The 26087-nt window shown below is 74.3% G+C and carries 26 protein-coding genes; 12 read left to right on the top strand and 14 right to left on the bottom strand.

From position 1 onward, the window contains the following. The first annotated feature begins 10 nt into the window (after positions 1-10). The 6 genes from ACWDXC_RS19825 to ACWDXC_RS19800 are packed head-to-tail and all read left to right on the top strand — an operon-like array spanning position 11 to position 8552. Positions 11-1186 carry an MFS transporter gene (locus ACWDXC_RS19825; protein WP_449983858.1) on the top strand — a complete coding sequence of 392 codons (1176 nt, stop codon included), beginning with the start codon at positions 11-13 and terminating at the stop codon, positions 1184-1186. 18 nt (positions 1187-1204) lie between these two features. After that, positions 1205-4852: a nitrate reductase subunit alpha gene (locus ACWDXC_RS19820; protein ID WP_449983854.1), complete on the top strand. Its 3648-nt coding sequence runs from the start codon at positions 1205-1207 to the stop codon at positions 4850-4852. Continuing rightward, positions 4852-6498 (top strand): nitrate reductase subunit beta, encoded by a 1647-nt coding sequence (narH, locus tag ACWDXC_RS19815; RefSeq protein ID WP_449983851.1) that lies wholly within the window; start codon positions 4852-4854, stop codon positions 6496-6498. Before ACWDXC_RS19820 ends, narH begins: the two co-directional genes overlap by 1 nt. Then, the gene (gene narJ, locus ACWDXC_RS19810) at positions 6495-7091 is read left to right on the top strand and encodes a nitrate reductase molybdenum cofactor assembly chaperone (RefSeq protein WP_357593256.1); all 597 of its coding nucleotides are present in this window, start codon (positions 6495-6497) and stop codon (positions 7089-7091) included. Before narH ends, narJ begins: the two co-directional genes overlap by 4 nt. Further along, positions 7088-7810: a respiratory nitrate reductase subunit gamma gene (gene narI / locus ACWDXC_RS19805; RefSeq protein WP_364184438.1), complete on the top strand. Its 723-nt coding sequence runs from the start codon at positions 7088-7090 to the stop codon at positions 7808-7810. The genes narJ and narI overlap by 4 nt, the downstream gene beginning before the upstream one ends. A gap of 10 nt (positions 7811-7820) precedes the next feature. Beyond that, positions 7821-8552, top strand: coding sequence for a uridine kinase (locus ACWDXC_RS19800; protein WP_449983847.1), 732 nt, complete (start codon positions 7821-7823; stop codon positions 8550-8552). Here the strand turns inward: ACWDXC_RS19800 and ACWDXC_RS19795 are convergent. Next, the gene (locus ACWDXC_RS19795) at positions 8524-9180 is read right to left on the bottom strand and encodes a helix-turn-helix domain-containing protein (protein WP_449983844.1); all 657 of its coding nucleotides are present in this window, start codon (positions 9178-9180) and stop codon (positions 8524-8526) included. The genes ACWDXC_RS19800 and ACWDXC_RS19795 overlap by 29 nt on opposite strands. A gap of 66 nt (positions 9181-9246) precedes the next feature. Here ACWDXC_RS19795 and ACWDXC_RS19790 point away from each other — a divergent pair, with 66 nt between their 5' ends. Beyond that, the gene (locus tag ACWDXC_RS19790; RefSeq protein WP_449983841.1) at positions 9247-10275 is read left to right on the top strand and encodes a DUF4037 domain-containing protein; all 1029 of its coding nucleotides are present in this window, start codon (positions 9247-9249) and stop codon (positions 10273-10275) included. A gap of 80 nt (positions 10276-10355) precedes the next feature. Then, the gene (locus tag ACWDXC_RS19785) at positions 10356-11165 is read left to right on the top strand and encodes a universal stress protein (RefSeq protein WP_449983839.1); all 810 of its coding nucleotides are present in this window, start codon (positions 10356-10358) and stop codon (positions 11163-11165) included. On the opposite strand, the gene ACWDXC_RS19780 is transcribed toward ACWDXC_RS19785, so the two are convergent. From ACWDXC_RS19780 to ACWDXC_RS19735, 10 genes are all read right to left on the bottom strand, one after another. Further along, positions 11162-11473 (bottom strand): DUF4342 domain-containing protein, encoded by a 312-nt coding sequence (locus ACWDXC_RS19780; RefSeq protein WP_449983836.1) that lies wholly within the window; start codon positions 11471-11473, stop codon positions 11162-11164. The genes ACWDXC_RS19785 and ACWDXC_RS19780 overlap by 4 nt on opposite strands. 191 nt (positions 11474-11664) lie before the next feature. Next, complete coding sequence (locus tag ACWDXC_RS19775) at positions 11665-12696, bottom strand: ABC transporter ATP-binding protein (protein ID WP_364184142.1); 1032 nt, start codon at positions 12694-12696, stop codon at positions 11665-11667. Then, positions 12693-13547 carry an ABC transporter permease gene (locus ACWDXC_RS19770; RefSeq protein ID WP_449983833.1) on the bottom strand — a complete coding sequence of 285 codons (855 nt, stop codon included), beginning with the start codon at positions 13545-13547 and terminating at the stop codon, positions 12693-12695. Before ACWDXC_RS19770 ends, ACWDXC_RS19775 begins: the two co-directional genes overlap by 4 nt. After that, the gene (gene modA / locus ACWDXC_RS19765; RefSeq protein WP_449983830.1) at positions 13544-14266 is read right to left on the bottom strand and encodes a molybdate ABC transporter substrate-binding protein; all 723 of its coding nucleotides are present in this window, start codon (positions 14264-14266) and stop codon (positions 13544-13546) included. The genes ACWDXC_RS19770 and modA overlap by 4 nt, the downstream gene beginning before the upstream one ends. A 12-nt stretch (positions 14267-14278) precedes the next feature. Beyond that, a complete protein-coding gene (locus tag ACWDXC_RS19760; RefSeq protein ID WP_219512170.1) occupies positions 14279-14686 on the bottom strand; it encodes a TOBE domain-containing protein in 408 nt (135 codons plus the stop codon). Between the two features lie 247 nt (positions 14687-14933). Continuing rightward, on the bottom strand, positions 14934-15674 hold the full coding sequence (locus tag ACWDXC_RS19755) for a hypothetical protein (RefSeq protein WP_449983827.1): 741 nt from the start codon (positions 15672-15674) through the stop codon (positions 14934-14936). Positions 15675-15703: 29 nt separating this feature from the next. Continuing rightward, entirely contained in the window at positions 15704-17206 is a 1503-nt protein-coding gene (locus ACWDXC_RS19750) for a hypothetical protein (protein ID WP_449983824.1), read from the bottom strand. Then, the gene (locus ACWDXC_RS19745; RefSeq protein ID WP_449983821.1) at positions 17203-18039 is read right to left on the bottom strand and encodes an ABC transporter ATP-binding protein; all 837 of its coding nucleotides are present in this window, start codon (positions 18037-18039) and stop codon (positions 17203-17205) included. The genes ACWDXC_RS19750 and ACWDXC_RS19745 overlap by 4 nt, the downstream gene beginning before the upstream one ends. Continuing rightward, entirely contained in the window at positions 18036-18827 is a 792-nt protein-coding gene (locus tag ACWDXC_RS19740) for a zf-HC2 domain-containing protein (protein WP_449983819.1), read from the bottom strand. Before ACWDXC_RS19740 ends, ACWDXC_RS19745 begins: the two co-directional genes overlap by 4 nt. Further along, the gene (locus ACWDXC_RS19735) at positions 18824-19402 is read right to left on the bottom strand and encodes an RNA polymerase sigma factor (RefSeq protein ID WP_449983817.1); all 579 of its coding nucleotides are present in this window, start codon (positions 19400-19402) and stop codon (positions 18824-18826) included. The genes ACWDXC_RS19740 and ACWDXC_RS19735 overlap by 4 nt, the downstream gene beginning before the upstream one ends. A gap of 115 nt (positions 19403-19517) precedes the next feature. Between ACWDXC_RS19735 and ACWDXC_RS19730 the strand changes: the two genes are divergently transcribed. From ACWDXC_RS19730 to ACWDXC_RS19715, 4 genes are all read left to right on the top strand, one after another. Then, the gene (locus tag ACWDXC_RS19730; protein WP_449983815.1) at positions 19518-20696 is read left to right on the top strand and encodes a cytochrome P450; all 1179 of its coding nucleotides are present in this window, start codon (positions 19518-19520) and stop codon (positions 20694-20696) included. A gap of 27 nt (positions 20697-20723) precedes the next feature. After that, positions 20724-21317, top strand: coding sequence for a TetR/AcrR family transcriptional regulator (locus tag ACWDXC_RS19725; RefSeq protein ID WP_449983812.1), 594 nt, complete (start codon positions 20724-20726; stop codon positions 21315-21317). Then, positions 21314-21850, top strand: a complete 537-nt coding sequence (locus ACWDXC_RS19720) for a hypothetical protein (RefSeq protein WP_449983810.1) — start codon at positions 21314-21316, stop codon at positions 21848-21850. Before ACWDXC_RS19725 ends, ACWDXC_RS19720 begins: the two co-directional genes overlap by 4 nt. 67 nt (positions 21851-21917) lie before the next feature. After that, entirely contained in the window at positions 21918-23762 is a 1845-nt protein-coding gene (locus ACWDXC_RS19715; protein WP_449983808.1) for a serine hydrolase, read from the top strand. Here the strand turns inward: ACWDXC_RS19715 and ACWDXC_RS19710 are convergent. Genes ACWDXC_RS19710 through ACWDXC_RS19700 form a run of 3 tightly spaced genes read right to left on the bottom strand, consistent with a single transcriptional unit; the run spans position 23747 to position 26082 of the window. Then, positions 23747-24943 carry an FAD-dependent oxidoreductase gene (locus ACWDXC_RS19710; protein WP_449983806.1) on the bottom strand — a complete coding sequence of 399 codons (1197 nt, stop codon included), beginning with the start codon at positions 24941-24943 and terminating at the stop codon, positions 23747-23749. The two genes, ACWDXC_RS19715 and ACWDXC_RS19710, sit on opposite strands and share 16 nt — an antisense overlap. Beyond that, positions 24940-25530 carry a PadR family transcriptional regulator gene (locus ACWDXC_RS19705; RefSeq protein ID WP_449983804.1) on the bottom strand — a complete coding sequence of 197 codons (591 nt, stop codon included), beginning with the start codon at positions 25528-25530 and terminating at the stop codon, positions 24940-24942. The genes ACWDXC_RS19710 and ACWDXC_RS19705 overlap by 4 nt, the downstream gene beginning before the upstream one ends. Before the next feature lie 51 nt (positions 25531-25581). Further along, the gene (locus ACWDXC_RS19700) at positions 25582-26082 is read right to left on the bottom strand and encodes a ricin-type beta-trefoil lectin domain protein (RefSeq protein WP_449983801.1); all 501 of its coding nucleotides are present in this window, start codon (positions 26080-26082) and stop codon (positions 25582-25584) included. Positions 26083-26087: the final 5 nt, after the last annotated feature.

The raw sequence follows: 26087 nt of genomic DNA, 5'->3' as shown, positions 1-26087 counted from the left end.
GAGGTCGTCCATGCCCGGCACGTCCACGACGAGCCGCGTCGCCATGCTGGTGCTCGCGACGGTCGCGTTCGCGGTCAACTTCTGGGCGTGGGGACTGCTGAGCCCGCTCGGCGGGGTCTACGAGAAGCAGCTCCGGCTGACCGCGTTCGAGGTGTCGGTGCTGGTCGCGGTGCCCGTCATCGTCGGCTCGCTGGGCCGGATCGTGCTCGGCGCGCTGACCGACCGCTACGGCGGCAGGCTCGTCTTCGGCGTCACCACGCTGCTCGGCATCGTCCCGGTGGTGTTCCTGGCGTACGCGGCCAGCTATCCCGCGCTGCTCGCCGGCGGGTTCGTGCTGGGGCTGACCGGGGCGACGTTCGCGGTCGGGGTGCCGTTCGTCAACGCCTGGTTCCCGCCCGAGCGGCGCGGCCTGGCGCTGGGCGTGTTCGGCGCGGGCAACATCGGCACCGCGATCTCCGGGTTCGCCACGCCGTGGCTGGCGCAGCGCTTCGGCCAGCAGGCGCCGTTCTGGACGGTCGCGGTCGCGCTCGCCGTCATCGGCGTGGTCATGCTGGTGTTCGGGCGGGACGCGCCGGGCGCCCAGCCCGCGACCGAGCCGTTCGGCCGCCGCTTCCTGGCCGCCGCCCGGCTGCGCACCACGCGGGAGCTGGCCGGGATGTACGCGCTGACGTTCGGCGGCTTCGTCGCGTTCGGCGTCTACCTGCCGCTGTACCTGAGGAGCGTCTACCACCTGGAGGTCGCCGACGCCGCCGCGCGCAGCGCCGGGTTCGTCGTGCTGTCGACGGTGGCCAGGCCCGTCGGCGGCTGGCTGGCCGACCGGCTGGGCGGCGAGCGGGTGCTCGGCTGGGCGCTGGCCGTGGTGGCGGTGTGCGCGGTCGCGGTGTCGTTCGCGCCGGCCATGCCCCTGGCCACCGTGGGCTTCCTGGTGATGGCGGCGGCGCTCGGCCTCGGCAACGGCGCGGTGTTCGCCGTGCTCGGCCGGGCGGTGCCCGGCGCGATGGTGGGCAGCGCCACCGGCGTCGTCGGCGCCGCCGGCGGCCTGGGCGGCTTCCTGCCGCCGATCGTGATGGGCCTGATCTATCAGGCCACCGGCTCGTACGCGATCGGGCTGATGCTGCTGGCGGCGGTGGCGTGCGGCGCGTTCGTCTACTGCTGGTTCGTCCTGCGCCCCCGGGCGCTCGCCTGACGGAGAGGTGTGATCCCCATGGCCGGCATCGACGGCCCGATCAGCGACGCGCTGCTGAGGCTGGGCCGCTACCTGCGCCCCGGCGAGGTCTCGGCCGACCTGCGGACGCTGCACCAGATCGGCGGCCGGCAGGGCGACGCCTTCTACCGGGACCGGTGGAGCCACGACAAGGTGGTGCGCTCCACGCACGGCGTGAACTGCACCGGCTCGTGCTCGTGGAAGGTGTACGTCAAGGACGGCGTGATCACCTGGGAGGCGCAGCAGACCGACTACCCGAGCGTGGGCGGCGACCGGCCGGAGTACGAGCCGCGCGGCTGCCCGCGCGGCGCCGCGTTCTCCTGGTACACCTACTCGCCGACGCGGGTGCGTTACCCGTACGCGCGCGGCGTCCTGGTGAGCCTGTACCGGGAGGCGAAGAAGCGGCTCGGCGACCCGGTCGCCGCCTGGGCCGAGATCACCACGGACCCGGACAAGCGGCGCAAGTATCAGTCGGCGCGGGGCAAGGGCGGGCTGGTCCGCGTCACCTGGGAGGAGGCCACCGAGATCGTCGCGGCCGCGCACGTGCACGCGATCAAGACGTACGGGCCGGACCGGGTGGCGGGCTTCTCCCCGATCCCGGCGATGTCGATGGCCTCGCACGCGGTGGGCGCCCGGTTCATCTCGCTGATCGGCGGCGCCATGCTGTCGTTCTACGACTGGTACGCCGACCTGCCGGTGGCCTCGCCGCAGGTGTTCGGCGACCAGACCGACGTGCCGGAGTCGGCCGACTGGTGGGACGCCTCCTACCTGATGCTGTGGGGCTCGAACGTGCCCGTCACCCGCACCCCGGACGCCCACTACATGGCCGAGGCGCGCTACCGGGGCCAGAAGGTCGTGGTGATGTCGCCGGACTACAGCGACGCGGCCAAGTTCGCCGACGAGTGGCTCGCCCCGAACCCCGGCACCGACGGGGCGCTGGCGATGGCGATGGGGCACGTGATCCTCAAGGAGTTCTTCGTCGACCGGGTCACGCCCGCCTTCGACCGTTACGTACGGCAGTTCACCGATCTGCCGTTCCTGGTGTGCCTGCGCGAGCGCGAGCCGGGCCGCTACCTGCCGGACAAGTTCCTCACCGCCGCCGACCTGGGCCACGACGGGAAGGAGGCGGCGTTCACCACGGCCGTGTGGGACGGGCGCACCGGCGGACCGGCGCTGCCCAACGGCTCGCTCGGCTTCCGCTACTCCGAGCACGGCGCGGGCCGCTGGAACCTGGACCTGGGCGACCTCGACCCGGCGCTGTCCCTGTACGAGGGCGGCGAACCGGTAACGGTCGTCCTGCCGCGCTTCGACGGCGACGGCGGCGGCGTGCTGGAGCGCGGCGTGCCCGCCCGGCGGATCGGCGGCCACCTCGTCACCACCGTCCACGACCTGCTGCTCGCCCAGTACGGGGTGGCGCGCGACGGGCTGCCCGGCCGCTGGCCGTCCGGCTACGACGACGCCGCCGAGCCGTACACGCCGGCCTGGCAGGAGCCGATCACCGGCGTGCCGGCCGGGAAGGCGGCGCGGATCGCGCGCGAGTTCGCCCGCAACGCCGAGGAGTCCGGCGGCCGATCCATGATCATCATGGGGGCGGGGGCCAACCACTGGTTCCACGCCGACACCATGTACCGCTCGTTCCTGGCGCTGACGACGCTGACCGGCTGCCAGGGCGTCAACGGCGGCGGCTGGGCGCACTACGTCGGCCAGGAGAAGTGCCGCCCGATCACCGGCTGGGCGCTGCTGGCCTCCGCCCAGGACTGGTCGCGCCCGCCCCGGCAGATGATCGGCACCGCGTACTTCTACCTGAACACCGGCCAGTGGCGCTACGACACGTTCAGCGCCGACGTGGTGTCCTCGCCGCTGGGCGGCGGCGCGTTCGCCGGGCGCGCCACCGCCGACCTGATCGCCGCCTCGGCGCGGATGGGCTGGATGCCGTCCTGTCCGACGTTCGCCCGCAACCCGCTCGACCTGGCCGACGAGGCCGCCGCCGCCGGGCGGGACCCGGGCGCGTACGTCGCCGAGCAGGTGGCGACCGGCCGGCTCGGCTTCGCCTGTGAGGACCCCGACGCGCCGGAGAACTGGCCGCGCGTGCTGACCGTGTGGCGGGCCAACGTGCTCGGCTCCTCCGCCAAGGGCGACGAGTACTTCCTGCGTCACCTGCTCGGCGCCGACTCCTCGCTGCGCGCCGAGGAGGCCGGGCCGGACCGGCGGCCCCGCGATGTCACCTGGCGGGAGGAGACGCCGCAGGGCAAGCTCGACCTGCTGCTGACGCTGGACTTCCGGATGACGTCCACCACGCTGTTCTCCGACGTGGTGCTGCCCTCCGCCACCTGGTACGAGAAGCACGACCTGTCGAGCACCGACATGCACCCGTTCGTGCACGCCTTCACCCCGGCCATCGACCCGCCGTGGCAGACCCGTACGGACTTCGCCGCCTTCCACGCGATCGCCGAGACGTTCAGCGAGCTCGCGGCCCGCCACCTGGGCACCCGCACGGACCTGGTGGCGGCGCCGCTGCTGCACGACACGCCCGACGAGCTGGCCACCCCGCACGGCCGGGTGCGCGACTGGCGCGCCTCCGGCGACGTGCCGACGCCCGGCGTGGACTTCCCCAAGATCGTCGAGGTGCGGCGGGACTACGGGGCGATCGCCGCCAAGATGGGCGCGCTCGGCCCGCTCGCCGACAAGCTCGGCGCCGCCACCAAGGGCATCGCGTTCGACCTGTCGCAGGAGGTGGAGGAGCTGCGGCGGGCCAACGGCGCCACGCCGTCCGGCAGGCCGTCGCTGGCCACCGACGCCCACCTGTGCGAGGCGATCCTGGCGCTGTCGGGCACCACGAACGGGCGGCTGGCCGCGCAGGGGTTCGCCACGCTGGCCCGGCGCACCGGCACGTCGTTCGACGGGCTGGCCGAGGAGCACCGGCGCGTCCGCTTCGCCGACACGCAGGCCAGGCCGGTGCCGGTGATCACCTCGCCGGAGTGGTCGGGCAGCGAGACCGGCGGCCGCCGCTACTCCGCCTTCACGCTCAACGTCGAGCACCGCAAGCCCTGGCACACGCTCACCGGCCGCCAGCACTTCTACCTCGACCACGACTGGATCCAGGAGGCCGGCGAGACGCTGCCCATCTACCGGCCGCCGCTGAACATGACCGCGATGTTCGGCGAGCCCCGGCTCGGCGAGTCCGGCGAGCGCGGCATCGTCGTGCGCTACCTGACGCCGCACTCCAAATGGTCGATCCACTCCGAATACCAGGACAACCTGCTCATGCTGACGCTCTCGCGCGGCGGGCCGACGATCTGGATGAGCCCCGCCGACGCCGCCAGGGCCGGCATCGCCGACAACGACTGGATCGAGGCCGTCAACCGCAACGGCGTCGTCGTGGCGCGGGCCGTCGTCTCGCACCGCATGCCGCAGGGCACCGTGTACATGTACCACGCCCAGGAACGGGTCGTGGACGTGCCCAAGAGCGAGATCTCCGGCCGGCGCGGCGGCATCCACAACTCGCTCACCCGGCTGCTCGTCAAACCCACCCACCTGATCGGCGGCTACGCGCAGCTGTCGTTCGCGTTCAACTACCTCGGGCCCACCGGCAACCAGCGCGACGAGATCACCGTCATCCGCCGCCGCTCCCAGGAGGTCGACTACTGATGAGGGTCATGGGCCAGCTCGCCATGGTCATGAACCTGGACAAGTGCATCGGCTGCCACACGTGCTCGGTCACGTGCAAGCAGGCGTGGACGAACCGGGCCGGCACCGAGTACGTGTGGTTCAACAACGTCGAGACCCGCCCGGGCCAGGGCTACCCCCGCACCTACCAGGACCAGGAGCGGTGGAAGGGCGGCTGGGAGCTCAACCGGCGCGGCCGGCTCCGGCTCCGCGCCGGCGGCCGGCTGAAGAAGCTCCTGACGATCTTCGCCAACCCGCTCATGCCGTCCATCCAGGACTACTACGAGCCGTGGACCTACGACTACGACCGGCTCTTCTCCGCCCCCGCCACCCAGGACACCCCGGTCGCCCGGCCCACCTCGCTCATCACCGGCGAGCCCACGAAGATCACGTGGAGCGCGAACTGGGACGACGACCTTGGCGGCGCCCCCGCCCTGACCGCCGCCGACCCGGTGCTGCGCCGCGTGTCGGACGAGGTCAAGCTCGACTTCGAGCGGGCGTTCATGTTCTACCTGCCGCGCATCTGCGAGCACTGCCTGAACCCCTCCTGCGTGGCCTCCTGCCCGTCCGGCGCCCTGTACAAGCGCTCGGAGGACGGCATCGTGCTCGTCGACCAGGACCGCTGCCGCGGCTGGCGCATGTGCGTGACGGGCTGCCCGTACAAGAAGGTGTACTTCAACCACCGCACCGGCAAGGCGGAGAAGTGCACGTTCTGCTATCCGAGGGTCGAGGTCGGCATCCCGACCGTGTGCTCGGAGACGTGCGTGGGGCGACTGCGCTACATCGGCCTGGTCCTGTACGACGCCGACCGGGTGGAGGAGGCCGCGTGCGTGGCCGACGACCGGGACCTGTTCGAGGCGCAGAAGGGCGTGCTGCTCGACCCCGCCGACCCGGAGGTGATCGCCGGGGCGCGCGCCAACGGCATCCCGGACGACTGGCTGGAGGCCGCCCGCCGCTCGCCCGTCCACCAGCTGATCTTCGAGTACGGGGTGGCGCTGCCCCTGCATCCCGAATACCGGACGATGCCGATGGTCTGGTACATCCCGCCGCTGTCACCCGTCGTGGACGCGCTGTCGGGCACCGGGCACGACGGCGAGGACGCAGGCAACCTGTTCGGCGCCATCGACGCGCTGCGCATCCCGATCGGCTACCTGGCCGAGCTGTTCAGCGCGGGCGACCCGGAGCCGGTCCGCGCCGTGCTGCGCCGCCTGGCCGCCATGCGCTCCTACATGCGCCGCCTCAACCTCGGCCAGGAGCCCGACGAGTCCATCGCCACGGCCGTCGGCATGACGGGCGAGCAGGTCGAGCGGATGCACCGGCTGCTGGCCCTGGCCCCCTACGACGAGCGGTACGTGATCCCCGCCGCCCACGCCGAGCAGGGCGCCCAGCTGGAGGAGCTCGGCTGCAGCCTCGACTACGAGGGCGGCCCCGGCATGAACGGCCCGTTCGGCGAGGCGTCCGGCGCGCCCGCCCCCGTCGCCGTGGAGAACTTCCACGCGCTGCGCCAGCGCCAGGCGGGCGACGCCCTCGACCGCGCCGACGAGCTGCACGGCCGCGTCAACCTGCTCAACTGGGACGGCAAGGGCACCCCCGAAGGGCTGTTCCCGCGCCGGGAGGACAAGCCGTGAGCGACAGAACCGTGCACCTGGCCGCGTCCGTCCTGCTCGGCTACCCCGACGAGCGGCTGGCCGAGGCGCTGCCGCTGCTCGCCGACACCGTGCGCGCCCTGCCGCGCGGCGAGCCCGCCCGGCGGCTGGCCGCCTTCCTCGACCACGCCGCCGCCACCCCGCTCGGCGAGCTCGCCGAGCACTACGTGGCCACGTTCGACCTGAAACGGCGCTGCTCGCCCTACCTGACCTACTACGCCTACGGCGACACCCGCCGGCGCGGCCTGGCCCTGCTCCGCTTCAAGCAGGCCTTCCGCGAGGCCGGGTTCGAGCCCGGCCCCGAGGAACTGCCCGACCACCTGGCCGTCGTCTGCGAGCTGTCGGCGCGCGGCGCCACCGCCCAGGCCGTCCGGCTGATGCGCGAGCACCTGGCCGGCCTCGACCTGCTGCTGGAGGCGCTGCGCGAGGAGGGCTCGCCGTACGCCGACGTGGTCGCCGCCGTGCGCGCCACGCTGCCGCCGGCCACCGCCCGCGACCGCGCCGCCGCGCTGCGGCTGGCCGAGCAGGGCCCGCCCGCCGAGGAAGTCGGCTTCTTCTCCGGAGGAAACGGATGAACCCGCTCGACCTGCTGCTGTGGGTGATCTGCCCGTACGTCGCCCTGACCGTCTTCGTGCTCGGGCACGTGTGGCGCTACCGCTACGACAAGTTCGGCTGGACCACCCGCTCCTCCCAGCTGTACGAGTCGCGGCTGCTGCGCGTCGGCAGCCCGCTGTTCCACTTCGGCATCCTCGTCGTCATCCTCGGCCACGTCGGCGGCCTCGTCATCCCCAAGTCGTGGACCGAGGCGGCCGGCATCAGCGAGCACGCCTACCACGTGACCGCCGTCGTCCTCGGCACCATCGCCGGGGCGTGCACGCTGGCGGGCCTGGCCATCCTGCTGTACCGCCGCCGCACCGTCGGCCCCGTCTTCACCGCCACCACCCGCAACGACAAGCTCATGTACGCCGTCCTGACCCTCGTCATCGTGCTGGGCCTGGCCGCGACCGTCGCCGCGAACGTGCTCGACGGCGGCTACGACTACCGGGCGACCGTCTCGCCCTGGTTCCGGTCGATCTTCTCCCTGCGGCCGCGGGGCGAGCTCATGGCCGGGGCGCCGCTGCTGTTCCAGGCGCACGCCTTCAGCGCGCTCGTGCTCTTCACCATCTGGCCCTTCACCCGGCTGGTGCACATGCTCACCGCGCCGATCGGCTACCTGACCCGGCCCTACATCGTCTACCGCAGCCGCGGCCCGCGCACCGGGGCGCCCGGCTGGGAGCCCACCGGCCGCCGATAAGGTGCCGGTCATGACGTCCGTACACCACTCGGTATCGACCTGGCAGCAGCCGCTGCCCGCCCCGGCCTCGCCCGAACGTGACGCGCTCGTCCGCGACCTGGCCGCCCGCGTCCTGGCGCGGGGCGGCGGGCGCCTCCTGGTCGGCATCGACGGCCTCACCGCCGCCGGCAAGACCAGCCTCGGCCACGAGCTCGCCGAGGCGATCGCCGCCACCGGCCGGCCCGCCCTGCGCGCCACGCTCGACGACTTCAAGAAGCCGTGGAAGGACCGCCACCTGTACGACCGCGAGTCGGGGGAGGGCTACTACCGCAACGCCTACGACTACGACGCGCTCAAGCGGCTCCTGCTCGGCCCGTGCCGCGACCCCGAGGCCGCCTCGTGCGCCCTGTGCTCCATCGACCCGCTCACCCAGGTGGACCACTCCGCCACCACGGCCCCGCTCACCCCGGACAGCGTCCTCGTCGTCGACGGCGTGTTCGCCTTCCGCCCCGAGATCGACGACTGGTGGGACTACCGCATCTGGGTCGACGTGGACGCCGACCTGTCGATCCGGCGCGGCGCCGCCCGCGACGCCAACTGGGCCGGCTCCGGCGCCGAGGCCGTCCACCGCGACCGCTACCTCGTCGCCGCCCGCCTCTACCTGGCCGAGGCCGACCCGGTGCCGCGCATGGACGCCGTCGTCGACAACCGCGACTTCACCCGGCCCCGCCTCGTCACAGACCGTGGATCCGCCGCCCGGTGATCTGGTGCGGCACGATGCGGATGTAGAGCGTCCGGTCGCCGCCCACCCACGGGGTGACGTCCGAGGCCGACAGCTCCGCCGCCTCGTCCGGCGGCACGTGGTGGAACGGGCCCTGCACCAGCACGCTCCAGCCCTCCCGCTGCGCGTCGTCGATCCGGTCGACCTCGAAGCCGACCACGATCTCCACGCCCTGCACGCCGGTGCGCAGATCGCGGTCCATCGGCCCGCCGTACGCCGTCCGGAACAGGATCGCGCCGTCGTGCAGGCGGTAGTTGACCGGCAGCACCGTCGGCCCGTGCGAGCCGTCGAACGCCACCCGGCCGATGCCGCCCGGCTCGATCAGGCGCAGGCACTCCTCCCGGTCCAGCACCTCCACGTGCGGCGACTCCGCCGCCGGCCCGCCGCCGGGCGGCCGGTCGGCGGTCCCGCCCAGCAGGTCCTCGGACGTGGTGCCGAGGGCCGTGGCCAGCCGCGACAGGGCGTCGGCGCTCGGGTTGCCGGGATTCTCCTCCAGATACTGCAGGTAGCCCGGCGACATGGCCGCCCGCCCCGCCACCTGCTCGCGCGACAGCCCGAGCCGCTCGCGGTGGTACGCGATGCGGCGGCCGAGATCGCCCGTCCCCGTCATGTCGTTCCCCCTTCCCCCAGGGACGCTACCCACGCCGCACCGGCCCACGCGGTAAGGTGCCGGGCGATGACGGACTTCCGCCCCGGCCTCGCGCTGGCCCGCTCCTTCTACCGTGACGTTCTCGCGCCGCTCGTGCCGGTGCCGCACACCGCCTGCCTGCTCGGCGAGGGCTCCGAAGTGCTCGGCTACGACAGCGAACGCTCCACCGACCACGAATGGGGGCCGCGCGCCCAGGTGTTCGTCGCCGCCGCCGACGTCGAGCCCGTACGCCGCGCCGTCGCCGGCGGGCTGCCCGCCGAGCACGAGGGACGCCCGACGGCCTGGTTCTCCCTGGCCGCCGGCGCCGTCACCCACCACGTCGAGATCACCACCTTCGACGCGTGGATCCGCGACCGGCTCGGCCTCGACCCGCGAGACGGCCTCGACCACGCCGCCTGGCTCGCGCTGCCCCAGCAGCGACTGCTGCACGTCACCCGCGGCGAGGTGTTCCGCGACGACGCCGGCGAGCTCACCCGGGTCCGCGACCTGCTCGCCTGGTATCCCGGCGACGTGTGGCGGTGGCTGGTCGCCTCCCAATGGCACCTGATCCACAACACCGAGCCGCTGATCGGCCGCACCGCCGAGGCGGGCGACACCCGCGGCGGACGCCTGCTGGCCGCCCGGCTGAGCGAGCTCGTCATGGAGATGTGCTTCCTCCAGGAGCGCCGCTACCGGCCCTACGCCAAGTGGTTCGGCACCGCGTTCGCCGAGCTGGAGGCCGCCGCCACGATCGGGCCGCTGCTCGACGCCGGCCGGCTGCCCGAGGCGCTGGCCGAGCTCGGCCGCCGGCACAACGACCTCGGCCTCAGCGCGCCGGTCGAGCCCGTGCTCGGCGACTTCCGGGTCGGGATCAACGACGCGGTCCGCCCGTACCGGGTGCTCAACAGCGCCGACTTCCACGCCGCCACCGTCGCCGCGATCACCGACCCCGCGCTGCGCGCCCTCGTCACGGTCGGCGGCCTCGACCAGCTCACCCACGCCGACGACGCGCTGGTCAACTTCACCCCCTGGCCCGGCCGCCTGGGCGAGGTCTACCGGTCACTGCTCGACGGCTAGCAACCCTCCGGCGGCCCGTACATATCCCGGCATCACGGTCGGCGCAGTTAGCCGATCGCCCCTCTGGAAAGAGGGAGGGCATGATCGTAGTGGGGGTTGACGGGTCCAGGGCGGGGCTGGAAGCCGCCGCGTGGGCGGCCGCCGAGGCGGAATTGCGCCACGTGCCGCTGCTCATCGCGCACGCCATGACCCGCTGGGCCGTCGAGACCGGAGACGGCAGGCTGGCCGACGTGGCCGCGTGGATGCGCGAAGGCGGCCGGTCCGTGCTGCAGGCCGCCCGGGAACGGGCCGGCCACGACCGGCCCGAGGCCGACGTCGAGACGACGCTGCTGGCCGGCGACCCGCGCGAGGCGCTCATCGCCGCCGGGCGCGACGCCGAACTGCTCGTCATCGGCAGCCACGGCATCGGCGGCGTACGCGGCATGCTCGTCGGCTCCGTCGCCCACGGCGTCGCCGGACGCGCCCCCTGCGACGTCGTCCTGGTCCGCGAGGTGCCCTCCTCGCCCCGGCAGGAGATCGTGGCCGGCGTCGACGGCTCCGAAACCTCGGCCCGGGTGCTGGACTTCGCCTTCGCCGAGGCGCGGCTGCGCGGCTGCCGGGTGCGCGCCGTCCACGCCTGGAACTGGCCCGGCCCCTTCGACGACGCCGAACGGACCGTGCTCGCCGACCTGCTCGCCGGGCCGCGCGAACGCCACCCCGGCGTGCCCGTGATCGAGGAGACCGTCCACGCGCACCCCGTGGAAGCCCTGCGGCAGGCCGCGACCGGCGCCGAACTGCTGGTCGCGGGCTCACGCGGGCGCGGCACCCTCGCCGGGATGGTGCTCGGCTCGGTCAGCCAGGCGCTGCTCCAGCACGCGCCCTGCCCCCTCGCCGTCGTGCGCTCGCCCTAGCCGATGTGCTCGTGCGGCGGCGTCACCGGCGCCGCCTGCCGAGCCTCCTGGGCTTGCCGGGTCTCGTCGTCGGTGCGCTCGATTTGGATGTTCCACTCGGCGGCCATCGCGGCCAGCGCGCCGACCGCCGTGATCACCGGGGCGACGATCAGCGCCGCCACCCCGACGGTGACGGGCACCTCCAGCACGGTGTTGCCGTGGGAGTCCTTGAGGATGATCCGGCGCACGTTCCCCTCGTGGATCACCTGCTTGATCTTCTCGGTCAGCTCGTGCCCGCGGACCTTGGTCTCTTCTCTGGTGACGGTCATACCGGAGACCTCCCCACGTACGGGCTCCCCGGCGTGAAGCCCCGCACCCGATCCGGCAGGCGCAGGTAGATCTAGCGGGCTCTCGCCCCCGACCCCCAGCCCCCGCTTGCTCCCGCCCCGGTCCCGCCGGTTGCGCCCGCTGCATGCCGCCGGCGCTGGCCAGGACCGTACCTGCCCGTTGGTCTCGCCCGTCAGGCCGGATAGGCGTGCGTCTCCGCTGCCTTGACCCCCGCCCACACCAGCCGGCCCGGGCTCAGGTCCAGGTCGGCCACGGCGGCCGGGGTGACGTCGGCGAACGCGGCGATCGGCCCCTCCAGGTGGACGCGGACGTTGTCGCCGTGCCGTTCGATTCCGTCGATCGTGGCCTGCCACAGGTTGCGCGGGCTGCCGTCGGGCCGGGAGCGGTAGAGGGCCAGCGCCCCCGGGGAGAACGCCACGAACGCCGGCCCGTCCACCCGCTCCGCCGCCGTCAGCAGCAGCTCGCCGACCTTGACCCGGTGCCCCTCCGCCAGGCCCTGATACAGGTTCAGCCCCACCAGCCGCGCCACGTACGCCGTGCGCGGGCGGCGGGCCACGTCGGCGGGCGAGCCCTCCTGGACGACCGCGCCGTCCTCGATCACCACCAGCCGGTCGGCCAGCACCATCGCGTCCAGCGGATCGTGCGTCACCAGGACCGTCGCCCCGTCGAACCCCGCCAGATGACGGCGCAGCTGCGAGCGGACCTCCAGGCGGGTGTGCGCGTCCAGCGCCGCCAGCGGCTCGTCCAGCAGGAGCAGCCGAGGCCGCACCGCCAGCGCCCGCGCGAGCGCCACCCGCTGCGCCTGCCCGCCCGACAGCCCCGCCGGGCGGACCGACGCCTGCCCGGCCAGGCCCACCCGTTCCAGCAGCTCGGCGGCCACCCGGCGCGCCGCCGCCTTCGACCGGCCCTGGCAGCGCGGCCCGAACGCCACGTTGTCCAGCGCCGACAGATGCGGGAACAGCAGGTAGTCCTGGAACACCATGCCGATCGGGCGGCGCTCGGCCGGCAGCTCGTGCAGCGGCAGGCCGTCCAGCGTCACGTGCCCGCCGGACAGGCCCGTCAGCCCCGCCAGCGCCCGCAACGCGGTCGTCTTGCCCGCGCCGTTGGGGCCGAGCAGCGCCACCACCTCCCCGGCGGCGACCTCCAGCGTCACGTCCAGCGCGAACGCGGGCCGCCTCACCACCAGCCGGGCATGCAACGTCACGCGCTCACCCACCTGTCACGCAGGCTCGCCAGGATGATCACCGACACGGCCAGCAGCACCAGGCTGAGCACGATCGCCGCCTCCGGCTCCGTCTCCAGCGCCAGGTAGACGGCCAGCGGCATGGTCTGCGTACGGCCCGGGAAGTTGCCCGCGAACGTGATCGTCGCCCCGAACTCGCCGAGAGCCCGCGCCCAGCACAACACCGCCCCCGCCACCACCCCCGGCATCACCAGCGGCAGCGTCACCCGCCTGAACACCGTCCACCGCGACGCCCCCAGCGTCGCCGCCGCCTCCTCGAACCGCTGGTCGGCGCCACGCAACGCGCCCTCCACGCTGATCACCAGGAACGGCATCGCGACGAACGCCTCGGCCACCACCACCCCCGCCGTGGTGAACGGCAACGACACCCCGAACGCCGACTCCAGCCACTGCCCGGCCACCCCGCGCCGCCCCAGCACCAGCAGCAGCGCGACGCCGCCCACGACCGGCGGCAGCACCAGCGGCACCGTCACCAGCGCCCGCACCACCCGCCGGCCCGGGAACGACACCCGCGCCAGCAGCCACGCCAGCGGCACCCCGAGCACCAGGCACACCGCCGTCGCCACCGTCGCCGTCACCAGCGACAGCCGCAGCGCCTCCAGCACCTGCGGCTCGGCCAGCCGGCTCGGCAGCGTCGCCCACGGCGCCCTGATCAGCAGCCCGGCCAGCGGCAGCACCAGGAAGCCCAGCCCGAGCACCGCAGGCACCACCAGCACCCACGGCAACCGCCCAGCCACCACCCCACCCCGCCGGACCCGTTTCGGTGGCACGCCGGGAGGCTTCCGGGACTCGGGCGTGTTGGCCGGGCTCATGGGACCTCGAACCCCGCCCTCGTCAGCACGTCGCGCCCCCGCTCCGACCGGACGAGCTCGACGAACTCCGCCGCCGGCCCCGCCGTCAGCGCGGCGATCGGATAGTCGTTGACCGCCTGCGCCGCCTCCGGGAAGTCGATGCCCGTGACCCTGCCCGCCGCCGCGGCCACGTCGGTCCGGTAGACCAGCGCCGCGTCCACCTCGCCCAGCTCGACCTTGGTGAGCGTCGCCTTGACGTCACGCTCCAGAGTGACCGGGGTGACCTTCACCCCGGCGGCCTCCAGGGCCTTGACCGCCGCCGCCCCGCACGGCACCTGCTCGGCGCAGAGCGCGACCTTCACCCGCGGATCGGCCAGATCCGCCAGCTCGTCGACCCCGGCCGGATTGGCGACCGGCACGGCGATCCGCAGCCGGTTGCGCGCGAACGTCACCGCCTTCCCGTCGGTGGCGGCCTTCATCGTGGCCGGACTCGCCGAGGCGAACACGTCCACCGGAGCCCCCTGCACGATCTGCTGCGCCAGCGTGGCACTGGCCCCGAAGTTGAACCGCACCCGCACCCCCGGATGCCCGGCCTCGAACGCCGCGCCGAGCTCGGTGAACGTACCCGTCAGCGACGCCGCGGCGAACACCGTCAGCTCCCCGCCACGCGCCTCACCCGGCGCGCACCCCGCCAGCACGACGACGACGGCGGCGAGCAGCAGCGGCAGACGCCTGAACACCGATGGGCCTCCTCACGGGCTCGGCACGCGCGCGTGCTCGGGGATCTCCACGACCACGTTGGTGGACTTGATCACCGCGACCGCCACGACCCCGGGCTCCAGCCCCAGCTCGTCGGCCGCCTGACGGCTCATCAGCGACACCACCCGGTACGGGCCCGCCGCGATCTCCACCTGGGCCATCACCGCGTCGCGGATCACCTCCGTGACGATGCCGCGCAACCGGTTGCGCGCCGACGAGCGCCCGCCGTCCTCGGCCTCGATCCGCTCCCTTGCGAACGCCGCCAGATCGGCGCCGCCGACCAGCCGGTGCCCGTGCTCGTCCCGCTCGGCCGCCAACCGGCCCGCGTCGACCCACCGGCGTACGGTGTCGGCACTCACGCCGAGCAGCGCCGCGGCCTCGCTGATCCGAAACGTCGTCACGGTCGCCCATTGTATATGCGAGCCGATTCCCCGTCAGAGCCAGGCAACCGCGAGCCCAGCCGGACGCGTTGGAGCCGTACAGCCGACCGATCGCCCACGCCTTTCGGGTTTGCGCTCCTTGGATCCGCGCCTCAGGGGCGTGACGCTCGGGTCAGCGAGTACGTGGTGGGGCAGGTTGTTGAGGGGAGGGGCCGGGCTTTCTGCTGGGTCGGTCCGGGGTGTAGCAGGGGCTTGGGTGTTGGGTGGGTCAGCGGCGCAGGTCGCGGTTGGCCAGGAGGAGGCAGGCGTACGGGACCGGCAGCATGGCGAGCCAGAACGCGTGCGCCTCGTCCCAGTGGCCGAATCCGCATGTGGGCGGCCATAGCCGGACCTGCTCCGGCAGCAGGATGGTGCCCAGCACCAGGCCGAGCTGCACCACCACGGCGGCCATGGCAGCCTGTCGCCCCTGGGCGTGCCGGACGGCGGTCGCGGCGGCGGCCAGCCCGATCCCCAGGCAGACGCCCATCTCGATCAGCAGGTCGCCGATCGGGAAGAGGGCGTCGGCGGGAAGCCGGGACAGGGCGTACGCGAAGGCGGCGAGCCAGACGACGACCGCGGCGCCTCCGGCCAGCAGGCAGCGCAGCGCTTGCCGTGCCCAACGGGGGACGGTTGCCGCGCCGAGGTCGGCGGACATGACGTCGACCAGTGCGAACGTGGCGGCCGAGCCGAGCAGGGTGCCGGTGATCCGCATGAGCAGCAGCGCGTCGCCCGACGGCAGGGTCTCGCCGGCCTGCACCACTGTGAGCAGGACTGCGGCGAAGGCTGTGACGATGGCGAGCGGCGTCCAGTCGATGGCCTTGAGGAGGGGACGGACCAGCAGGATGGCGGGCCGCCACCGGGTGCGGCGGATCGGCGGGCCGGCATCGGGCCGGTCGGTGGTCCGGTCGGGGGCCGCTCGTCCGGTGGGCGGGGCGGTGTCGTCGAGCGAGAGGGGTGGCTGCAAGGGCATGGTCGGCTCTCCGGGGGAGGGGAAGCGGGTCACGGGCAGGGGGTGGGCGGGGGAGGGGCGTCGTGCGTGCGGGGCAGGCCGAGCAAGGGGAGGGCCTGGGCGATGGTGGTGCCCGGGGCGGTGAGGGTGTCCCAGTGGGTGTGCACCTTGGCGGTGATGCCGGGCGTGGCGAGCATGAGCTTGGCGTAGGCGACCTCGGCGGGCCCCCACGCGAGCATCGCCTGGCGCCCCATGTTGACGTCGGCGTGGAGCATGCGGGGTGGCTCGGGCGGCGACGACTGGCCGGCGATCCAGAGGGCGAGCATCATGCGGGCCTGACCACGGGCGTCACACGGCGTCTGGCCCTGAGCCCCGGCAGGGGTCCCGTCCGTTGTGCTGCCTCGGGTCCCGTCCGGGGTCTCGGCCGGTGCGTCGGCTGCGGCCTTGGTGAGTGAGTCGCGGAGCCCGGTGGCCCATAGTCCCACCCCCTGGGCCAGCATGGTGCGCTGGTCCGGGTGGCCCCAGGTCATCGGGGCCTGCAGGGGTGAGGCCCCGTCGTGCCCGTAGTACCAGCTCAGCGCCGTCTGCTCGACCCGCGGCAGCCGGCTCCGTACCGGGGCGGGCAGGACCGCGGCTGCCGGGCCGACGGCCTGCTCCCACAGCGGGATCCACGGCTCGTACCCCGGGTACGCGCAGTACGTCACCCCGTTGCGCAGGGAGCAGCGGTGCGCGCCTGGCCCGAAGAAGCGGTCGAACACGCGCCGGTCCACGGTGTCCGGGCCCAGGAGGCCGCCGCCGGGGAGGCGGACCGGGGGTGAGGCCGCCGCGACGGCCCCCGCGGGCGCCGCGACCGCCAGCGCCGCCACGACCGCGACGGCGGGCAGCAGCCGGGGCCGGTGCCTCAGCAGCGCCACCCCGGCGAAGGCCGCGGCGAGCGCGAGCACGTACAGCAGGTGGATGCCCGACGGCCGGTCGGGCCAGTCGGCGCGGTGGTCCTGCATGACCGGCAGCCACCAGCCGAGGAGGTCGTTCTGCGGGTTCGTGTAGATCAGGTAGCCGAGGACGGCGGCCACCATCGGCCCGGCGATGAGCCGGCGCGCCCACCGTCCGACGGCCGCGCCGAGGGTGGCGGCGAGCATCGCGACGGCGACGGCGGTCAGCGGCTCCCACAGGTCGAGCCGCCCGGCGGCGGGCCCGGTGGCGAGCCGGATGGCGAGGTAGCCGCCCATGGCCGCCGCCGTGGCGAGGCCGGCGACGAGGGGCGCGGCCAGCAGGATCGCCCGGGTCCGGTGCCCGGCCCGGCCCGGCAGGCCGGCGAGCGTCTCGGGCATGCCGTGGCGCTCGTCGCGTGAGACGGCCAGCGAGGTGACGACGAGCACCATCGCGGCCAGGCAGGTGGACAGCCCGGTCGCGTGGACCGGGTCGACGCCCCAGTGGGGCTGCTGGCCCCGGCTGAGGAAGGTCTGCAGGGCCAGCACCAGCGCGGCGGCGCCCCACACCAGCGGATGCCGGGCCAGCCTGCGCGCCTCGAACAGGAACAGCCGCCGCGTCACGCCGCCTCCCCGAGCAGCGTGAGGTAGCCGTCCTCGACGCCGGGCGCCGTCCCGTGGCCGGCCGGGGGCCGTTCGCCGAGGGTGCGGTAGCGGCCGTCGGCGGTGCGCCAGAACACCCGTGACGCCGGCGGCGCGGTGTCCGACAGCCACACCTGCCCGGCGGCGACCTCGGCGAGCTGCCCGGGTGTCCCGTCGAAGACGGCGCGGCCCTCGCGCATGACGATCACGCGTTCGCACAGCGCCGCGACGTCCTCCGTCTGGTGCGTGGACAGCACGACGGCGCGGCTCTCGCCCATCCGCGAGATCAGGGTCCTGAACAGCATCCGCTGCGCCGGGTCCAGCCCCACGGTCGGCTCGTCGAGGATGAGCAGGTCGGGTTCGCCGAGCAGCGCCTGGGCCAGCGCGAGCCGCTGCCGCATCCCGCCCGAAAGTTTGCGGACCTTCGTACTGGCCTGTCCGGTCAGGTCCACCTCGGCCAGGACGCGCCGCACCTCGGCGTGCCGCTGTTCGCGGTCGGTCAGCTCCTTGAGGATCGCCACGTAGTCGACCAGGTCGAACGCGGTGAAGTGCGGGTAGAAGCCGGGGTCCTGCGGCAGGTAGCCGAGCCTGCGCCGCAGCGCGGTCCGCTGGACGGGGTCGGCCGGGTCGAGGCCGAACGCGTCGACGGACCCGCCGTCGGGCGCGAGCGTGGTGGCCAGGCAGCGGAGCAGCGTGGTCTTGCCGGCGCCGTTCGGGCCGAGCAGCCCGGTCACGCCGGTGCCGACGGTCAGGTCGAGCCCGGCGAGCGCGTACCGCCCGCCGTATCGTTTGGTGAGGTTCGTCACAGTGATCATCTGATGCTCATCCGGTAGAGGCGGAAGGACAGGGACAGGGCGATCAGCCCGTACGCGACCTGCGCGGCGGGCCCGAAGGCGGTCAGCCAGCCGCCGGTGAGGTGGCCCGCGCCGACGACGGCCAGCCACAGCGCGCCCACGGCGAGCGCGGAGACGGGCACGGGCAGGCGGTGCGACAGGGCCAGGCAGGCCGAGGCGGCGGCCAGCGACGGCAGCAGCCAGGCGGCGCTCAGGCCGGGCGGCGCGGGCAGCAGCGGTGAGGCGACGAGCGCCAGCGGGGTGGCGACGGCGAGCACCGCCGTGGCGCGGGTCAGGAGCAGCCTCGGCCCGGCCAGCGGAGTGGCGGCCAGCAGCTCGTGCGCCGGGTCGGCGCGCGGCCCGTAGGCGAGCGCGATCCCGGTCAGCGGCAGCACCGGCGCCAGGGTGAGGAACGCGGGCAGCAGCTCGGCCTGATGCCGCGCCGCCAGCACGCCGAACGCCAGCGCGGCCACCACCGCCGCCACCCAGGCCCGGCTCATCGTCGGCGTCGCCGACAGCAGCCTGGCCAGGTGGCCGGGCACGCCGCCGAGCCGCAGCAGGCGCTCGCCCCAGCCGGGGCGCGGCCTGATCAGCTCGGTCTCGATGCGCCCCCAGGACGCCTCCAGCCAGGCGCTCTCGTACGGCACCGCCGCCCGGCACTCGGCGCAGCCGCCGAGGTGGGCGTCCACCGAGGTGGCCAGGGGCGCGGCGAGCGTACCGGCGAGATAGCGGTCGCGTAGTTCGTCGGAGATGTGCCAGCTGGTGGTCATGACAGTTCCTCGCGTAGCCGGGCCCGGGCGCGCATCGCGCGGGACTTGACCGTGCCCTCCGGGATGCCGAGCAGGTGCGCGGCCTCCCTGGTCGTGAGGCCGTCGAGCACGGTCGCCTCGATCACCGCGCGCAGCTCCTGGGGGAGTCGCGTCAGCGCCCCGCCGAGGTCGCCGTGCTCGACGCCGAGCAGGACGACGTCCTCGGCGGACGCCGACACCGGCGCGTGCGCCGTCTCGTTCTCGCCGGTGCCGATCCAGCGCGAGCCGCGCCCGCGCAGCGCCGAGACGAGCCGGCGGATCGCGATCGTCCACAGCCAGCCCGCCGCGTTGCCGCCGTCGAACCGGCCCGCCGACCGCCACACGGCCAGGAACGTCTCCTGGAGCGCGTCGTCGACCACGTCCGGGTCGGGGCAGCGGCCGGCCAGCCGGGCGCGCAGCCAGGGCGCGTGCCGCTGGTGGAGGATGCGCAGCGCGGGCGTGCTGCGCGCGGCGACGGCCGCGAGCAGCTCAGCGTCGGAGCTGTCGGCGCCGACGCCGGGCGGGGGCTCGCGCCGCCGGAAGGGGAACGCTCTCACACCCCCTCTATCGCACACCGGGAGCCGCCCGGTTCGCGGCGGGTTGACCTTGACGCTGCGTCAACGAGTTCACTGATGCCGACCCCCGCGCAACCATCACGAGGAGTGACTTCGCATGCGACCGACCCTGCCGTTCGAACGGCCCCGTCCGCTGGCGCCGCCGCCCGAGTACGCGCGGCTGCGGGCCGAGGCGCCCGTCGCGCCCGTGCTCGCCCCCGACGGCCGGCCCGCCTGGCTCGTCACCTCGTACGACGCGGCGGCGGCGGTGCTGAGCGACCGCCGGTTCGGGCTCGCGCCGGCCGGTGAGGCGCAGCCGGGCAACGACACGCTGTTCCAGGACGGCGAGGCGCACGCCCGGCTGCGCCGCCTGGTGGCGAAGGCGTTCGCCCCCCGCACGCTCACCGCCCTGCGGCCCCGGGTCGGGAAGCTGGCCGGGGAGCTCGTGGCGGCGATGACCGGCCCGCGCGCCGACCTGGTCGAGGACCTGGCCACGCCGCTGTCGATCGGCGTCATTGGCGAGCTGCTGGGCGTGCGCGCCGCCGAGCGGGACCGCTTCCGCGCGCTGGCCGACGCGGCGGGCGAGGCCGACTTCTTCTTCGGCGGGGAGGAGGAGGTGGCCGCGGCGGCGCGGGCGTGGGAGGCGCTGGGGGCGTACGCGGCCGAGCTGGTCGAGGCGCGGCGGCGTGACCCCGGCGACGACCTGCTCAGCACGCTCGTCGGCGTGCGGGACGCCGACGACGGGCGGCTGGGGGACGCCGAGCTGGTCGCGATGGTCACCACGATCGTGTCGGGCGGCTACGTGTCGGCCCGCAACGCGATCGCCGTCGCCGCGCTGCGCCTTCTCGCCGAGGACCGCGTCGCCGACGCCGCCGGACCCGCCGGGGCGCCGGACGCGGTCGTGGACGAGGTGCTGCGGATGCAGTCGGGGCTGACCGGTGAGCCGTTCCCCCGCTACGCCCACGAGGACGTCACGCTGGCCGGGACCCGGATCGCGGCCGGTGACCTGGTGCTCGTCCGGCTGGAGGCCGCGCACCGGGATCCGGCGCACTTCCCGGACCCGGACCGGTTCCTGCCGGGCAGGCGGTCGAGCCCGCTGCTGGTGTTCGGCCACGGCGCGCACTATTGCCTGGGCGCGGTCCCGGCCCGCGCCCAGGTCGCCGCCGCCCTGGACGCGCTCGCCCGGCAGCGGCCCGGCCTGCGCCTGGACGGGCCGGTGGAGGCGATCGAGTGGATCGAGACGGGCCCCGACCTCGGGCCGAAGGCCGTGCCCGTCGTCCTCCACGAACTTGACTGACCAGTCATTCATAATAAGCTGGGCGGCATGGCACCGAAGAGAGTCGACCATGACGCGCGCCGCGAGGAGATCCTCGCCGCCGCCGTCCGGGTCTTCGCCCGCAAGGGCTTCGCCGCGACCCGCATCGAGGACGTCGCCGCCGAGGCCGGCATCGCCAAGGGCAGCGTCTACCTGTCCTTCGACAGCCGGGAGGCGATCCTCGAAGCCGCCTTCGCGGCCCTGGACACCGCCTGGCAGGACATCCTGCGCCAGGCCCGCGAGGGCGGCGGCGACCCCCTCGACCGGCTCGCCGCCCTGGTGCGCTCGGTCGTCGAGGTGGCCTCCCGCGAGCCGGAGCTGAGCCGGGTGCTGCTCGACCTGTGGGCGCTCGGCCGTGGCGACCCCGCCGCCCCGCTGGACATGGCCGGGCTCTACGACGACTACCGCGCCGCCGTCGCCGGCCTGCTCGCGGAGGCGGCCGGGCAGGGGCTGGTACGGCCCGGCACGGGGGAGAGGGAGGCCACGGTCGTCGTCGGCGCCGTCGAGGGCTGCCTGCTCCAGTGGATCATCGACCCGCGCCTGCCGATCGGCGACCTGGCCGGCCCGGTCGTCGCCGTGTGCCTCGACGGGCTGCGCGCATGACCGCGGGGGAGCCGCGCGGCCTCGGCAGCCGCGTCAACGGCCTGCTCGTCGCGCCGGGCGCCACCGGCGCCGAGTCGCTGCTCGCCTACACCGCCGCGCTCACCGGCACGCTCGTCGCGGTGTGGCAGGCCGGCGGGCTGCCCGCGCTCGCCGTCGTGGTGATCGCCGTGCTGGCCTTCGACCTGTTCGGCGGCGCGACGGTCAACGCGACCGCCGCAGCCAAACGCCGCTTCCACGGCCCCGGCCGCACCCGGCGTCACCACCTGGCGTTCGTCGCCCTGCACGGGCAGCCGTTCCTGCTCGCGCTGACCGTGCCCGGCGTCGGCTGGGGCGCGGCGGCGCTGGTGTACGGCCTGGCCCTGGCCGGGGCGGTCGCCGCGCTGGCCGTCCCGGCGGACCTGCGGCGGCCGGTGGCGTACGCGGCCACGGTCCTGGCCATCGCGGTCTCCTGCGCCGCCATGCCGGTCGCGCTGGCCTGGTTCGCGCCGGTGCTGTTCGTCAAGCTGCTGCTCGCGCACCTGCTCCCCGAGTGAGATCACGGCCGGGCCCCCGAGTAGGGCAAGATTGATCCCTTTCTTGCGCACGACTTGAGGAGCTGGCATGGACCGCAGACGCTTTCTCACGCTGACCGGCGCCGCCGGGGCCGCCGCCGTGGGGCTCGCCCGGCCGGCGCACGCCGCCGCCGCGTACCCGTACTTCAACCGGCGCATCCCCGACGCCGCGCACACCAAGATGGGCGAGCTGGCCCGCTACGGCATCGCCACCTTCGCGTTCACCCCGTCCAACGGCTGGGTCATGGTCACCCGCGACGGCCGCTACGCCGCGGCCGGGGTGCCGTCGGAGTGTTTCGCCGAGCTCAAGAAGCTGCTCGCGGCGGGCAGGAAGGTGCACTGCGTGGCCTTCCCGCCCGAGGGCGGCAACCGGTGGCTGATCACCACCGACACCGGCGTGACCGCGCGCAACGTGCCCGAGGAGTGCTACCAGCGCGTCCTCGCCTACTACAAGGCCGGTCAGCAGGTCGTGCACGTCGCCTTCCCGCCCGCCGGAGGCAACCGGTGGGTGGTGGTCGGCACCAAGGACACCTTCTCGCGCGGCATCGACGACGAGTGCTATCAGATGATGCGCAACCTGACCCAGGGCGGCCGGCGGATCACCCGGGTGGCGTTCCCGTACACCGGCGGGTGGGCGGTCGTCGCGCAGGACGAGTTCCACGTGCGCGGCATCGACGACGAGTGCTTCAAGGAGATGAACGACCTGGCCGCCGGCGGCTGGGAGGTGCACAACATAGCCTTCTCACCGGTCGGCGACGGCTGGTCGCTGTGCTCGCGCGGCCAGGCCCCCGCGCTGCCCGCCGACCCGGTGCGCAAGGTGGAGAACTCGGTGCGCGGCGCCACCATCTGGCAGCGGATGCGCGACTACGGCACGCCCGGCGTGGCGATCGCGGTGGTGATCGGCAACCGGGTCGCCTGGTCCACCGGCTACGGGTGGCTGGAGGCGGGCGGCGGCGCGGCCACGCACCCGGAGTCGGGCTTCCAGGCGGCCTCCATCAGCAAGGCCGTCGCCTCGGTCGGCGTGCTGCGGCTGTCCCAGACGCTCGGCCTGCCGCTGTCGGGCGACGTGCGGCCGCATCTGGGCTGGACGCTGCCGCGTCGCGCGTGCGTGCCGGAGGGCCCGGCGCCGACGATCGACCGCCTGCTCACCCACCGGGGCGGCGTCATCGGGCGCGGCTCCACCTCGCCCGCCGAGGCGTGCTCGGGCTTCGCGGCCGGGGGCGGCGGCTTCGCCGGCTACGGGCCGGGCGTGAGCGTGCCCTCGCTGCTGCAGGTCATGAACGGCGAGGGCAACTCGCCCAGGATCGAGCTCACCACCGAGCCGGGCGCCGAATACCACTATTCGGGCGCCGGGTTCGTGCTGCTCCAGCGGATGATCGAGGAGAAGACCGGCCTGTCGCTGGACGCGTACATGACGCGCGAGGTGTTCGGCCCGCTCGGCATGAAGACCAGCTCGTACGCGCTGTCGCCCGCCTTCGAGCTGGCCTCCGGGCACACCTCGACGGGTGCGGTGATCCCCGGCAGGCGCAACCGCTACCCGGAGTCGGCCGCCGCCGGGCTCTACACCTCCGTCCTGGACCTGGGCCGCCTGATGGCGTGGCTCAACCGGGCGTGGAGCGCCACGGGCGACATCGCCGGCCCGCTCACCAGGGCCTCCGCGCGCACGCTGCTCACGCCCGGCCCGCAGCCGGACATGGGACGCGGCCTGTTCCTCGCCAACCGGGGGACGCGCGACTTCTCCTACACCCACGACGGCTCCAACTACGGGTTCAAGTCCGTGTTCAGGGGCTATCCGGAGCTCGGCGCGGGTTACGCGATCCTGGTGAACGGCAACCAGTCCGGCCTGGTGAACGAGATCGCCGCGGCCGTCAGGTCCGTCTACGGCTGGGCCTGACGGACCGGCTCGGCCCAGTCGATCACGTACCGCTGCTCGGGGCCGACGGCGCGCTCGGGCGCCATGACGGTGCGCATCGCGAGCGGCATCAGGATCGGCATCAGCGCCCGCGCCACCGGCCCGGGAGCCTTGGCGTGGTTGATGCGCGAGGCGCGCGCCGCGACCCGCTCGACGCGGGGGCGGCGCAGCCGCTCGTACGCCTCGAACGCGGGCCCGGGGCCGGGCAGGTCGCGCAGGCAGCGGGCGAGCTGCACGGCGCTCTCGACGGCGAGCGAGGCGCCCTGGCCGGAGCTGTTGGACGGCGCGTGCGCGGCGTCGCCGACCAGCGCCATCCGGCCGCGGTGCCAGCGCGGCAGGCTCGGCATGATCTTCAGCGAGCCGAGGACCTGGAGCCGGTCGGGGCTGGTGGCGCGGATCAGCTCGGCGCCGGGGTCGTCGCCCGCGTGGACCTCGGCCAGGACGCGCAGCCACTCGGCGGCGGGGACGGCGCGGGCCTCGGCCGGGCTCCACGGCCGGTCCTGGGGCAGGTTGGCGCCCCACTCGGTGCCGCCGCCGGGGTGGCGCCGGTAGAGGTAGAAGCCGCGCCTGCCGAAGGCGTAGACGATGGTGCCGGGGTCCTCGGGCACCTCCACGTCGGCGATCGACTCGAATCCGAGCAGGCCGGTGTGGAGGGGGCCGGGCGCGGCCGGGTCGATCAGCGTGCGGACGGTGGAGTTGACGCCGTCGGCCCCGACGAGGATGTCGGCGCTCGCCGTGGAGCCGTCGGCGAAGCGGGCCACGACGCCGGTGCCGGGCTCGTCCACGGACACCAGGCGGCGGCCGTGCTCGATCCGCACGCCCTCGGCCTTCGCCCGCTCGTGCAGCGCCCGGTGCAGGTCGGCGCGCCACAGCAGGCGTAAGGAGGGCACGCCGGGCAGCGCGGGGATCTCCATCCGGCGGCGCCCGAAGGCCATGATCATGCCCGGCATCGGCCGGGAGACGGTGAGGACCGCGTCCTCGGCGCCGACGGCGCGCAGCGCGGCCAGGCCGTTCGGCGCGATGGCCAGCGAGCCGCCCACCCCGTCGGCCGTGGTGGGATAGGCCTCGTACACGGCCGCGTCGATGCCGGCCCTGCGCAGCGCGATCGCCGCGACGGGCCCGGCGACGCCGCCGCCGATCACGATCGCCGTCCTGACGGTCATGTCCGCGCCTCCTTGAACTCCTGCCAGGCCCGGACGTAGGCCGGGTCGCTGAGCGATGCGACGAGCTCGGTGACGAAACGCCGTTCGGCCTCCAGCAGGGCCAGGCGGTAGCGCTCCTCGGCCAGGAACACCCACAGCACGCCGTCGCCGGCCGCGGCGGCGAGCACGCCCTCGACCTCGGCCACCTGCTCGTCCAGCGTGGCCAGGCGGCGGCCGAGCAGGGCGGCGGCCTCGGCCGGGTCGAGCACCGACAGCAGCGACAGGGCGACCCCGAAGTGCGGATACTCCTCGCGTGGCTGGGCGACCAGCTCGCCGAGCCACGCGTGCAGCTCCTCCCGGCCCTCGGGGGTGATGCCGTAGATGGTGCGCTCGGGCCGCTGGGTGTCGCGCACGGTCTCCCGCTCGGCGACGAACCCGGCCTTGCGCAGCTGCTCCACGACCATGTAGAGGGAGCCCCGGTTGTACTTGATGTTGCGGTCCTTGCCGTGCTCCTTGAGCCGGCGTCCCAGCTCGTACGGGTGCATCGGCTCGGCCGTCAGGTAGGCGAGCACGGCCAGGGCCAGCGGGTTGGCCACCTTGCGCGGCATCCGGGAACTCCCTCGGTTAGTCGGTTTCGACTAGTCGATACCGACTATAACTCAGGAGCCGAGCACCCACAGCTGGTTGGTGCTGGAGGAATTGCAGCGATCGGCGAAGACGGCGTGGGTGAACCCGGAGCGTCCCTCCATCAGGCACCGGTCCTTCAGGTGCTTCCAGCGCAGGAGCTGCCAGTCGCCGCCCATCCGCTCCCGGACCAGGCGGACGGTGAAGCGCTGCCGTTTGTTCCCGGCCTGGCAGCGGCGCGCCAGGACGGCGTCACGTGCCGGGGCGTCGGCGCAGACGCGGGAGGCGCCGAGGCTGACGAACTGGCCGTGCTTCGTGCGCCGCCAGCGCAGCGCCTTGGCGTACGGGTCGCAGGACCAGGTGTGCAGCAGGTGGCCGAGCTTCCGCACGGTGCGGTCCTTGCCGACGCCCAGGCACCCGCCCGACGAGACGTTGCGGATCATGAACCCGCGCTCCGCCGCCGCGGCGGGCGCGGCCGGGAGGAGCGTGGCGACGAGCGTGACGGCGGTGACGGCGATCCCTGATCGTCTGATCATGGCCC

The sequence above is a fragment of the Nonomuraea sp. NPDC003214 genome (assembly GCF_053590035.1).
Note: the sequence above shows the minus strand (reverse complement) of the source record. Positions and strands in the feature narration are given on the sequence as shown.